Below are 13,595 nucleotides of genomic sequence, written 5' to 3'. Positions count from 1 at the left end.
TTCCATTCACGACACATTCACGACACGGGAGGACCCCATGGCCACTTTCGAGACTCAAAAGCTCTACATCGGCGGCCGATTCGTCGACGCTACATCCGGCGAGACATTCGACACGATCAATCCGGTCGATGGCAGTGTGCTGGCAAGCATCCAGCAAGCCTCTCAGGACGATGTCGATCGTGCCGTCGCCTCGGCCCGCGAAGGCCAGCGTACATGGGCAGCAATGAACGGCATGGAACGCAGCCGTATCCTGCATCGCGCCGTCGCGCTGCTGCGCGAACGCAATGATGAACTGGCCCACCTCGAAACACTGGACACCGGCAAACCGATCAGCGAAACGCAAGCCGTGGACATCGTCACCGGTACCGACTCGCTGGAATACTACGCCAACCTGGCGCCCTCCATCGAAGGCACCCAGGTCCCACTACGCGAGGATTCGTTCTTCTACACGCGTCGCGAACCGCTGGGCGTCATCGGCGCCATCGGCGCCTGGAACTATCCTATCCAGATCGCCTGCTGGAAATCCGCGCCGGCACTGGCGGCGGGTAACGCTGTGGTCTTCAAACCCAGCGAGGTCACACCGCTGACCACCCTGAAACTTGCGGAAATTCTCACCGAAGCCGGCCTACCGGATGGCGTATTCAACGTCGTCCAGGGTGACGGGCGCGTCGGGCAGATGCTCACCAATCACGCCGACATCGACAAGATCACCTTCACCGGCGAAGCCGGCACCGGCAAGAAGGTCATGTCCGCCGCCGCAGGGTCGACGCTCAAGGAAGTCACCATGGAGCTGGGTGGCAAGTCGCCGTTGATCGTCTTCGAGGACGCCGACCTGGAACGCGCCGCCGACGCGGCGATGCTGGCCAATTTCTATTCCAGCGGCCAGGTCTGCACCAACGGCACCCGCGTCTTCGTGCAGCGCTCGGTGCAGGCGGACTTCGAAGCCAAGATCAAGGAGCGCGTCGAACGCATCAAGGCCGGCGATCCGCTGGATCCGGCGGTCAACTTCGGTCCGCTGGTCAGCTTCGAGCACCAGGAAAAAGTGCAGAGCTATATCGATCTTGGCGCCCAGGAAGGCGCTCGGCTGCTGGTCGGCGGTGGCCGCTGGAACCAGGGAGTCTGGGCTCAGGGTGCGTGGGCCGCACCGACGGTCTTCACCGATTGCCGCGACGACATGCGCATCGTGCGCGAGGAAATCTTCGGCCCGGTGATGTCGGTCCTGGTTTTCGACGACGAGGAAGAAGTCATTCGTCGCGCCAATGACACCGGCTACGGCCTTGCCGCCGGCCTGTTCAGCGAAAGCCTGAACCGCGCGCACCGCGTCATTCATCGCCTGCAGGCCGGCATCTGCTGGATCAATACCTGGGGCGATTCACCGGCGGAAATGCCGGTGGGCGGTTACAAGGAATCGGGCATCGGTCGTGAAAACGGTCTCTCGTCGCTCGATCAGTACACGCAGATCAAATCGGTACAGATCGAAATGGGGCCCTTCCCCGCCGTGTTCTGATGCAGCGTCCGTGGTCGGCGCCAGCCGGCCACGGGTGCATTCCTGTCATTCGTTCGACCACGTGAAGGAGGGCCGCTCATGACCCAGGCTCGTGAATTCGATTACATCATCATCGGGGCCGGTTCTGCCGGCAACGTACTCGCCACTCGCCTGACCGAGGACCCCGACGTCCAGGTCCTGCTGCTCGAGGCCGGCGGCCCCGACTATCGCTTCGACTTTCGTACGCAGATGCCCGCAGCGCTGGCGTATCCACTGCAGGGCAAGCGTTACAACTGGGCATTCGAGACCGATCCCGAACCCCACATGAACAACCGTCGCATGGAGTGCGGTCGTGGCAAGGGGCTTGGCGGTTCATCGCTGATCAACGGCATGTGCTATCTACGCGGCAACGCGCTGGATTACGACAACTGGGCCAAGACGCCGGGCCTGGAGGACTGGAACTACCTGCAGTGCCTGCCCTACTTCAAGCGTGCCGAGACGCGCGACATCGGGCCCAATGATTACCACGGCGGCGATGGCCCGGTGTCGGTGGCCACCCCCAAGGAAGGCAACAACGAGCTCTACGGCGCCTTCATTCGTGCGGGCATCGAGGCCGGCTACCCGGCCACCGAAGACGTCAACGGCTACCAGCAGGAAGGCTTCGGTCCCATGGACCGCACGACGACGCCGAACGGTCGTCGTGCCTCCACGGCGCGCGGCTATCTGGATATCGCCAAGCAACGCCCCAACCTGACGATCGAGACGCACGCTACGACCGATGTCATCGAATTCGAGGGCAAGCGCGCCGTCGGCGTGAGCTACGAGCGCAAGGGCCAGGCCCAGCGTGTTCGCGCACGTCGCGAGGTGTTGTTGTGCGCGGGTGCCATCGCCTCACCGCAGATCCTGCAGCGCTCCGGCGTGGGTAATCCCGAGCACCTCAAGGAATTCGACATTCCCGTGGTACACGCGCTGCCAGGCGTCGGCGAAAACCTCCAGGATCACCTGGAAATGTACATCCAGTACGAATGCAAGAAGCCCATTTCGCTGTATCCGGCGCTCAAGTGGTACAACCAGCCCAAGATCGGTGCCGAATGGCTTTTCTTCGGCAAGGGTGTCGGCGCCAGCAACCAGTTCGAGGCGGCCGGTTTCATTCGTACCAACGACCAGGAAGAGTGGCCCAACCTCCAGTACCACTTCTTGCCGATCGCCATCAGTTACAACGGCAAGAGCGCGGTGCAGGCCCATGGTTTTCAGGCCCACGTCGGCTCCATGCGCTCCATGAGCCGTGGACGGATCCGCCTGACATCCCGCGATCCAAACGCCGCGCCCAGCATCCTGTTCAACTACATGTCCGAGGAAAAGGACTGGCAGGAATTCCGCGACGCGATCCGCATCACGCGCGAGATCATCGAGCAGCCAACGATGGACGAATATCGCGGCCGCGAGATTTCGCCGGGGCCGAATGCGCAAAGCGACGCGGAGCTCGACGAATACGTGCGTCAGCACGCGGAGACCGCTTATCACCCCGCCGGCTCCTGCAAGATGGGCAATGCCGATGACGAGATGGCCGTCGTCGACGGCGCGGGACGCGTACATGGTCTCGAAGGGCTGCGCGTCATCGATGCCTCGATCATGCCCGTGATTGCCACCGGCAACCTCAACGCACCGACGATCATGATCGCCGAAAAAATGGCCGACAAGGTGCGCGGGCGCGATCCGCTGCCGCCCGCCGAGGTCGATTACTACGTCGCTCATGACGCACCGGCACGCCGCAAGGCATGACGCTGCTTATGAAATGACGTCCGCCTCGAACACCCGATGCACGTGCATCGGGTGTTTTTGCATTATCCTTCCTTAATTCTTGCCCACCGCCCCCTTAGACTGTGCACGATCGTCCAACCGATTCGTCGTTAACAGGAACCTTTCGTTACAATGCGCCTCTTATCCCGGTGACTCGCGTCCGCCCAAAACGCGCGCGGCCTCTGCGCCGGAATGTCTCTGACAAGGATCAATGCCCCGTCATGCCCCACTCTCGTCGTCTCTGGATCGCCCTACTCATCGTCGTCTTGATCGCCCTCGCGCTATGGTGGTTCCCCAACTGGCAAAGCGACGATCAGTCAAGCGACGCGCCAGCCAGTGCTGGTCGCGACAGGAGCGCGGCCGTGGCAGCTATCGAGGCCCAACGCGGCGATCTCGAGATCACCGTCGGCGCACTAGGCACCGTGCGTTCGCTATCGAGCATTGATGTCTATCCGCGTGTCGAAGGCGAACTGCTCACGGTGGATTTCGAGGAAGGTGAGCATGTCGAGAAAGGACAGCGCCTGGCCACCATCGATCCGCGTGACTATCAGGCTCAGCTAGCGGCTGCCCAAGGGCAACTGGTCCAGGACCAGGCACAATTGAAATCGGCCCGCGAGGATCTCGAGCGCTATGAGACCTTGGCGCAGAGTCAGTCGATCTCCCGTCAGGAACTCGAACAGCAGCGCCAACTAGTCCGCCAATACCAAGGAGCCGTGGCCAGCGACCGAGCCGATATCGATAGCGCCCAAGTGCAGCTGGACTATACCGACATCACTGCGCCCAACGCCGGCATCATCGGCATCCGCAACGTCGATCCCGGTAACCTGGTCAGCAGTGGTGACGACGATCCCATTGCCACGCTCACCCAGCTCGATCCGATCTCGGTAGTCTTCTCATTGCCCAGCCAATACGTACCGACGCTGCGCGAGCAACTGGCGTCAGGAGACGCGCCCAGCGTTTCGGTGACCACGGTGGGTGACGAACGCCTCGAAGGACAACTGACCAGCATCGACAGCCAGATCGACACCGCCACCGGCACCGTGCGACTCCGCGCGCGCTTCGACAACGCAGCGGACCGCCTCTACCCCAGCGCCTTCGTCGACGTGCGGCTGACGGTCAACACGCTGCGTGACCGCGTCATCGTCCCCGCGCCTGCCGTTCAGACCGGTCAAGACGGCCTGTTCGTGTATGTCGTCGGCGACGATGACACGGTGACCCGCCACGATGTCGTCGTCAGTGCCAGCGAAAATCATCGCAGCGCCCTAGCCAGCGGCGTCTCGGCAGGCGAGCGCGTGGTCGTGGACGGCGTCGATAGCCTCCGCGACGGTGCCAAGGTACGCGTCGTCAGCAACGCCCTACCGGGAGAAACCCGCGCCTCTTCGACGGCTGACGATGACGCCGACACGCAGACGTCGCGAGACGCCTCATGAATCCATCGCGGCTGTTCATTCTACGTCCGGTCGCCACCTCTCTGGTGATGCTGGCCATCCTTATCACCGGCGCCTTTACCTACCGGCTGCTCAGCATATCGTCGCTGCCCGAAGTCGACTTTCCTACCATTCAGGTCACCACGCTGTACCCCGGCGCGGGCCCAGATGTCATGCTTTCCCACGTCACCGCACCACTGGAAGACGAGTTGGGAGAAATCGCCGGCCTCGAGGACATGAGCTCGACCAGTACCGGTGGCGCGTCGCTTATCACGTTGCGATTCGGTCTCGATGGCGACCTGGGCGTCGCCGAGCAGGAAGTACAGGCCGCTCTTAACCAGGCGGAAACCCTGCTGCCCGACGACCTGCCTCGTCCGCCGAGCTATAGCAAGGTCAACCCCGCCGATACGCCGGTACTGACACTGGCCGTGACGTCCGATAGCTTGCCGTTGACCAAGGTCCACGACCTGGTCGATACCCGCCTGGCGCAGAAACTCGCCCAGATCAGCGGCGTCGGCGAGGTACGTCTGTCCGGCGGCAATCGACCCGCCGTGCGAATCGATGTCGATTCGCGCCAGCTCGCCGCGCACGGGCTCGATCTTTCCAGCGTGCGTGGCGCCGTGGAAAGCGCCAACGTCAATCAGGCCAAGGGCACCATTTATGGTCCTTACCGCGCCTATAGCATCGAGGCCAACGACCAGTTGGCCTCCGCGGCAGGCTATCGCGACCTCATTCTCAAGTACGAGAATGGCGCCCCCTTGCGATTGAGCGATGTAGCCAGCATCGAGGACGGCGCGGAAAACGCCCAACTCGGGGCCTGGGCCAATGGCGAGAAGACGATTCTGGTCGATGTCCTGCGTCAACCCGGCGCCAACGTGGTCGGCGTCGTCGACGATATCGAGCGTCGCTTGCCGGCGTTATCGGCGAGCTTGCCGGGCAACGTCGACGTGGACATCTTGAGCGATCGCACCACCACGATCCGTGCCGCCGTCGAGGACGTGCAGTTCGAGCTGGTCCTCGCCATCGCGCTGGTGATCATGGTTACCTTCCTGTTTCTGCGTAATCTACCGGCAACGCTGATCCCCAGCCTGGCCGTACCGTTGTCGCTCGTCGGCACCTTCGGCACCATGTATTTGGCCGGCTTCAGTCTCAACAACCTCACCTTGATGGCGCTGACCATCGCTACCGGCTTCGTCATCGACGACGCCATCGTGGTGCTCGAGAACATCACACGCTATTTGGAACGCGGCGAAACGCCCTTGCAGGCAGCACTCAAGGGATCGCGCCAGATCGCGTTCACCATCCTTTCGCTGACGGTATCGCTGCTGGCAGTACTGATCCCGTTGCTGTTCATGAGCGGTGTGGTCGGCGTGCTGTTTCGTGAATTCGCCATGACGCTGGCGATTTCCATCGTCATCTCGGCGTTCGTCTCCCTGACCCTGACGCCGATGCTTTGCGCGCGTTGGCTGCGGCGCCGCACCCGCGATGCCGAGGGCGACGCTCAGCCCCTCGACGACGAAGCCATGGTGCGCAGTCGCCAAGGCCTCTTCGGACGCCTCACGCGTGGCTACGAACGCGCCCTGGACACGGTGCTCAGGCACCAGACGGCGACGCTATGGATGGCACTGGGAACCTTCGTGCTGACCGCCGTGCTGTTCTGGATGACGCCCAAGCAGTTGTTCCCGACTCAGGATACCGGCACCTTGCGCGGCATCACCACGGCGACGCAGACGACGTCCTACCGTGCCATGTCGGCGCGTCAGCAGGATCTGGCCGAGCGCTTGTTGGCCGATCCCGCCGTGGCCAATATTGCCTCGAGCATCGGTATCGACGGCACCAACACCACGCTCAATGGCGGCCGGCTGCAAATCGACCTGGCCGACCTGGACGCGCGCGACGCCGACTTGGACGCCATCGTCTCGCGGCTACTCGATGCCGCTGCCGATGTCCCTGGCATCGACCTGGCATTGACACCGGTGCAAGACCTGACGCTGGAAGACACCGTCAGCCGTTATCCGTACCAGTTCGCCTTGACCCAGGGCGATCGCGACCAATTGGCGCACGACGTCTCGGCGATGACCGAACGTCTCGAGGATGCCCCGGCCATCGCGCATATCGCCACCGACCTTCAGAACGCGGGTCGCAAGCTCGAGGTCAGTATCGACCGCGAGCGCGCCAGCCGGCTCGGCATCTCGGTCGCCGACATCGACGACGCCCTCTACGATGCCTTCGGCCAGCGCCTGATCTCGACGATTTTCACCCAATCCAACCAGTATCGCGTGGTGCTGGGCGCAGCGCATGGCGACGACGCCGGCCCCGAGGCTATTTCCCGGCTATATGTCAGCGGCAGTGACGACGCCATGGTGCCGCTGTCGAGTCTGGTCAGCGTCAAGGAAGAACCCACCGCACTATCGCGTCAACGCCTCAATCAGTTCCCTTCGGCATTGATGTCGTTCGATGCCGCGCCCGGCTATTCGCTGTCGGATGCCTTCGATGCCGTCGAAGCGGCCCGCGATGACGTCCTCAGCGCCGACACACAGCTCGATTTTCGAGGTACCGCCCTGGCGTTCACTACCTCGACGCGTGACACGCTATGGCTGATTGCCGCCGCCGTCATCACCATGTACATCGTGCTCGGCGTGCTCTACGAGAGCTACATCCACCCGTTGACGATTCTCTCGACCCTGCCGTCGGCGGCCATCGGCGCCTTGCTGGCCCTGATGCTCAGTAACAACGCCCTGGGCATGGTGGCTATCATCGGCATCATCCTGCTGATCGGCATCGTCAAGAAGAATGCCATCATGATGATCGACTTCGCCCTCGAGGCGCAGCGAACGCAAGGCATGTCGGCATATCGCGCGATTCATAGCGCCGCATTGCTGCGCTTTCGGCCGATCATGATGACCACCTTCGCCGCCCTGCTCGGAGCACTGCCGCTGATGCTCGCCAGCGGTTACGGGGCCGAGTTACGGCGCCCCCTGGGCATGACCATGGTCGGGGGTCTGTTGCTGAGCCAGCTGCTGACACTTTTCACCACGCCGGTAATCTATCTGTTCTTCGACCGATTGTCCGAACGCTGGCGCCGGCGTGGCGATGCGCATGACACCGCCATGGATACCGAGGTGGATGCGTGAGCGTTTCCAGTCCCTTCGTGCGTCGTCCAGTGGGCACCGCGCTGCTGGCGCTAGGCATCGTGCTGTTGGGGCTACTGGCATACCAGCGTCTGCCCGTGGCGCCGCTGCCCAACGTGTCGTTTCCTACCATCGTGGTCAACGCCAGTCTCTCCGGCGCCAACCCTGAGACCATGGCGTCTACCGTGGCCACGCCGCTGGAGCGCTCGCTAGGGACCATTTCCGGCATCTCGCAGATGACCTCGAGCAGTTCTGACGGTTCAACGCGCGTGGTCGTGCAATTCGATCTCGACAAGGATATCGACGACGCCGCACGCGAGGTACAAGCCGCGATCAACGATGCCCAACCCTTGCTGCCCAGCGCCATGACCAGCCGCCCCAGCTATCGCAAGATGAACCCGGCGGCCGCGCCGATCATGATTCTCTCGGTCACCTCCGACACGCTGCCCACCAGCGAGCTTTATCAACTCGCCGACGAACGCATTGCGCCGCCGATCCTGCAGGTTCCCGGTGTCGGCGACGTCAATGTTGGCGGTAGTTCGTCCCCGGCGGTGCGCGTATCACTCGATCCGCGTCGGCTCGAGCATGCGGGCGTATCATTGACGGCCGTGGCCAATGCAATACGCAGTGCCACCACCAGCACGCCCACCGGCTTCGTGGCGTCCCCCGCCACACGCTGGGAAGTCGACACCGACTCGCAGCTGATGCAAGCCGAGGCGTTCGAAGATCTCATCGTGGCGCGCGGCGAGGACGGTGCCGTGATGCACTTGAGCGATGTCGCCGATATCGAAAACGGCGTGGAGGACCGCTACAACGTCGGCTTTCAGAACGAGCAACCGGCCGTGCTGCTGATCATTAGTGCCAGCAGCGGCGCCAATGTCATCGACACCATCGCCGGCATCCGCGAGCGCATGGCGTCCATCGAAAGTCAGCTGCCACAAAGTGCTTCGCTTAGCGTGCAGCTCGACCGTGCTCCCGGCATACGCGCCTCCTTGCATGAGACACAGCTCACTCTGATGCTGGCCATCGCGCTGGTGGTCTTGGTGGTGTTCCTGTTCCTGCGCAATGCCCGCGCCACGCTGATTCCCAGCCTGGCGATTCCCGTGTCGCTGATCGGCACCTTCGCGATGATGCATGTCATGGGCTTTTCGCTCGACACGCTATCGCTGATGGCACTGATCGTATCGATCGGCTTTCTCGTCGACGATGCCATCGTCGTGGTCGAGAACATTGCCCGGCATATCGAGCAAGGCATGCCATCCCGACAAGCCGCCCTGCAAGGCGCACGCGAAGTAGGCTTCACGGTGACCTCGATGAGCGTGTCTCTGGTGGCGGTATTCCTGCCGCTGCTGTTCATGGGCGGTTTCATCGGACGCATGTTCTTCGAATTTGCGATGACGTTGTCACTCGCGGTGCTGGTCTCGCTGGTGGTCTCGTTGACCCTGACGCCCATGCTCTGTGCACGCTGGTTACGTCCGGGACGCGAGCGCCAGCCCCCGCGATGGGAGACGGCCTTGCTCGCTTTCGGTCAGGGCTGTCAGCGACTTTATACGCGCAGCCTGGATATTGCCCTGCGCCATCGGTGCTTGACGCTACTCTCGCTGCTCGGCGTGATCGTGCTCAACGGTTACCTTTACGTCGCCGTCGACAAGGGTTTCATACCCGAGCAGGACACCGGACGACTGATCGGGTTCGTGCGCGGAGACCAGAGTCTGTCGTTCGATGCCATGTCCGCCAAGTTGCGCACCATTCGCGAGCGTTTATCCGACGCGCCCGAGGTGCATAGTGTGCTGGGCTTCATGGGCGGTCGTGGTGGGGGCGCCTCCGCCACCTTGTTCATCACCCTCGAGGAAGGCCAACGCGAAGCGGGCACGCAAGCCATCGGCAATCGTCTGGGTGCCTCGATGGGCGATATTCCCGGCGTCAACACCTCGATGATGGCCCTGCAAGACATTCGCATCGGCGGTCGCGAAAACAGGGGGACGCAATATGAAATCACCCTCAAGAGCGACGATCTCGCGTTGCTCGATACCTGGTCGCAGCGCGTCAGTGACGCCATGCAGGATGTCGACGGGCTGACCGGCGTCGATAGCGATAGCCAGGGCGAGGGCCAAGCCGTGGAACTCAACGTCGATCGCGATACCGCCAAGCGCCTCGGTGTCGACATGCAGGACGTGGACACACTGCTCGGTAATGCCTTCGCGCAACGCAGCATCACCAGCCTGTTTGACGCCGACAATCAGCGCTACGTGATCCTCGAGGTAGGTGACGAACACCGCAGCGCGCCGGAAGCCATTTCACGACTCCACGTCATCAACGACGCAGGCGACGCGATTCCCGTGTCGGCGTTCAGTCATCTAGAGGAAAGTACCACGCCGGTGAGCGTCAACCATCAGGGCCAGTTCGCCTCCACCACGGTATCGTTCAATCTCGAAGACGGCGTCACGCTCGGCGATGCTACCCAGCGCATCCGCCGGACGGTGGACGACTTGCGGCTGCCTACCGCCGTGCAGGTCGATTTCGAGGGCAGTGCAGGTGCCTTCCAGAGCGGCATGCAAGCTATGCCATGGCTGCTCCTGGCCGCGCTAGTGACGGTCTATCTGGTGCTGGGGATTCTCTACGAGAGCTACATTCACCCGCTAACGATTCTTTCCACCCTGCCGTCGGCCGGGGTCGGCGCACTGCTCGCCTTGATGCTACTCGATACACCGTTCACGCTCATCGCCCTGATCGGCATCATTCTGCTGATCGGCGTAGTCAAGAAAAATGCCATCATGCTGGTCGACTTCGCCGTCAGTGCCGAACGCGAACGCGGCCTGAGCGCGCTCGATGCCATACGCGAAGCGGCCGTGGTACGCTTTCGTCCCATCATGATGACCACGCTCGCTGCCATTCTCGGCGCGATTCCGCTACTACTGGGCACCGATGAAAACGCCGCGTTGCGCGCACCGCTGGGCATCACCATCATCGGCGGCCTGATCCTGAGCCAAGTCTTGACGCTCTACACCACCCCGGTGGTCTACCTCTACCTCGACCGGCTACATCGCCGACTGCGCCCGGCTCGACTCGAAAACGCTTCGCAGCCCACGACCTGACCTGACTGCCCCGTACCGCCTCGGGCGGCGCGGGGCCTCTCGTCAATCTTGCATGAAAGCTTCCCTCCTAAATGACAGCTTCCACCATGGATGACTAGTCGTGGCGACACGAGTACGCTAGGCTGAATTCAAACAAGCGTTAGAAATCATCCAGGGAGAGTCCACATGTTGGAACTGTTGCTCATCGTCGTGGCGCTGGCAGGCTTAGTCTGGATCATGCGTCGGGAGGCAGGTGCCTTGCCGGCGCTGGGGCTTTTATTGATCCTCGGCGCCCTCGGTATCGTCTTCGGCGCGGTGACAGTGGGCGTGCTGCTGTGGCTCGGCGCACTGGCCGTGGCCGCCTGCGGGCTACCCGCAGTGCGGCGACGCTGGCTGACCTCGCGCCTGTTCGCGGCCTTCAAGAAGTCGGCGCCCAAGGTCTCCGAGACCGAGCGTATCGCCCTCGAAGCGGGCAGTGTGGCCTGGGATGGCGAGCTCTTCTCAGGCCGCCCCCAATGGCAACGGCTGCTGGATTTCGGTACTACGCAACTGAGCGAGGAAGAGCAGGCTTTCGTCGACCATCAATGCTCCGTGGCGGCCGGCATGTGCAACGCCTGGGAGATCGCTCGCACGCGTGCCGACCTGCCGCCCGAGCTGTGGGACTACCTCAAGCGCGAAGGGTTCTTCGGCATGATCATCCCCAAGCGCTATGGCGGTCTGGAGTTCTCTGCCAAGGCGCAATCGGCCGTGTTGCAAAAATTGGCCGTCAACGAGACGCTGATGGTGACGGTCGGCGTGCCCAATTCTCTGGGCCCCGGCGAGTTGCTACTCAAATACGGCACCGAGGAACAGAAAGACCATTACCTGCCACGCCTGGCGGATGGCCGCGAAATTCCCTGCTTCGGACTCACAGGACCGCGCGCGGGCAGCGATGCGACCTCGCTGCCCGATGTCGGCGTCGTCTGCCGAGGCAAACACAACGGCGAAGACGTCCTCGGGCTCAAGCTCACCTTCGAGAAACGCTGGATCACCCTGGCGCCCATCGCTACCGTGGTCGGCTTGGCGTTTCGCATGTTCGACCCCGATGGCCTGCTCGGCGATACCGAAGACCTTGGCATTACCTGCGCGTTGATCCCTCGCAATACGCAGGGCATGGAGATCGGACGCCGCCACCATCCCATCGGTAGCCCGTTCATGAACGGCCCGATTCGCGGCCAGGATGTCTTCATCCCCCTCGACTGGATCATCGGCGGCACCGAGATGGCAGGCCAGGGCTGGCGCATGCTGGTCGAATGCCTGTCCGTGGGGCGCTGCATCACCCTGCCTTCCGGTGCTTCGGGTATCGGCCGCTATGCGCTGGGCTGGGCTGGCGGCTATACCCGCATCCGCCGTCAATTCAACCTGCCCGTCGCGGAGATGGAAGGCGTCCAGGAGCCACTGGCGCGCATCGCGGCGCATGCCTATATCGCCCAGGCAGCGGTCATGCAAACCGCCAACACCATCGACCACGGCGTCAAACCGGCGGTGCCCTCGGCCATCCTCAAGAGCCAGTTGACCGAATTCCAACGCAGCATGCTCGCCGATGCTATGGATGTGCACGGCGGCCGCACCGTTACGTTGGGACCACGCAACTACCTGGGTATCGCCTATGCCGCTAACCCGGTGTCGATTACCGTGGAAGGCGCCAATATCATGACGCGCAACCTGATGATCTTCGGCCAGGGCGCGATTCGCTGCCATCCCTATGTACTCGATGAGCTAGCCGCCAAGGACAACGATGATCTCCCGGCCTTCGACAAGGCCATCTTCCGGCACGCCGGCATGGTCTTCGGCAACGCCGCGCGTGCTTTTACCCTGGGCCTGGGAATCGGAAAGCCAAGCGTTCCGTTCGACGAGATCGCCGCCCCTTACGCGCAGGAAGTCGCACGACTGTCCGCGGCCTTCGGCCTGTGTGCCGATGCCGCCATGGCGAGTCTCGGCTCAGGCCTCAAGAAACGTGAAATGCTCTCGGCGCGCCTTGGCGACGTGCTTTCCAACCTCTATCTAACCTCAATGCTGCTCAAGCAGTGGCACGAGTCGGACAATGTCGAGCATGAGGCAACGCTTTTGCATTACAGCTGCCGCACATTGCTCCATCGCGCCGAGCAGGCGTTCATCGAATTGTTCGACAACCTGCCCAACCGGGCCGTGGCGACGACCCTATCCGCCGTCGCGATGCCGCTGGGACGGCGCTGGCACAAGCCTCATGATCGTTTCACGCGCGATATCGCCCACGCCGTCTCCACCGACAGCGCCTTGCGCCGCAAGCTGACTGAAAACACTTGGGATACACAAGGCGCCGGTCAAAAGGATAATCCACTGGCGCGTTACAATGCCCTGCTTGCCGACAGCGAGCATGCCGAGCCGCTCTATCGGCGTATCGCCAAGGCCTATGGCAAGGGGGAACTACCCGCCGAGGCCCTGCATCCGGAGCAGCGAGTGGCAGCAGCATGGGAATCCGGTTTGATCGACGATGCAGAGGCCGACTTCATGCGGCGTTTCGAGGGGGAGGTACTTGAAATGCTCAGCGTCGACGACTTCGCCTTCGACGCCTTCGCGCTCGACAAGGAAAGTGTGGTGTGGCACGACACCCACTAAGCGTTAATCCTAAGCGCTAGACCCATAAAAGCCCGGACCT

Annotated in this window: 6 protein-coding genes; all 6 read left to right on the top strand. The window is 62.6% G+C overall.

The genetic code is table 11. The annotated features are described in order from the left end of the window. The first annotated feature begins 37 nt into the window (after positions 1-37). The 6 genes from betB (at position 38) to KZO83_RS04770 (ending at position 13,555) form a co-directional block, all read left to right on the top strand. Entirely contained in the window at positions 38-1,507 is a 1,470-nt protein-coding gene (gene betB / locus KZO83_RS04795) for a betaine-aldehyde dehydrogenase (RefSeq protein WP_247619943.1), read from the top strand. A gap of 78 nt (positions 1,508-1,585) precedes the next feature. Then, a complete protein-coding gene (gene betA, locus KZO83_RS04790) occupies positions 1,586-3,268 on the top strand; it encodes a choline dehydrogenase (RefSeq protein WP_247619942.1) in 1,683 nt (560 codons plus the stop codon). A 239-nt stretch (positions 3,269-3,507) separates the two neighbouring features. After that, entirely contained in the window at positions 3,508-4,716 is a 1,209-nt protein-coding gene (locus tag KZO83_RS04785) for an efflux RND transporter periplasmic adaptor subunit (protein WP_247619941.1), read from the top strand. Further along, the gene (locus KZO83_RS04780) at positions 4,713-7,847 is read left to right on the top strand and encodes an efflux RND transporter permease subunit (RefSeq protein ID WP_247619940.1); all 3,135 of its coding nucleotides are present in this window, start codon (positions 4,713-4,715) and stop codon (positions 7,845-7,847) included. The genes KZO83_RS04785 and KZO83_RS04780 overlap by 4 nt, the downstream gene beginning before the upstream one ends. Next, complete coding sequence (locus KZO83_RS04775) at positions 7,844-10,939, top strand: efflux RND transporter permease subunit (protein ID WP_247619939.1); 3,096 nt, start codon at positions 7,844-7,846, stop codon at positions 10,937-10,939. Before KZO83_RS04780 ends, KZO83_RS04775 begins: the two co-directional genes overlap by 4 nt. A gap of 165 nt (positions 10,940-11,104) precedes the next feature. Beyond that, a complete protein-coding gene (locus tag KZO83_RS04770) occupies positions 11,105-13,555 on the top strand; it encodes an acyl-CoA dehydrogenase (protein ID WP_247619938.1) in 2,451 nt (816 codons plus the stop codon). Positions 13,556-13,595: the final 40 nt, after the last annotated feature.

The sequence above is a fragment of the Chromohalobacter moromii genome (genome assembly GCF_023091865.1).
GTDB classification, from domain to species: Bacteria; Pseudomonadota; Gammaproteobacteria; order Pseudomonadales; family Halomonadaceae; genus Chromohalobacter; species Chromohalobacter moromii.
Note: the sequence above shows the minus strand (reverse complement) of the source record. Positions and strands in the feature narration are given on the sequence as shown.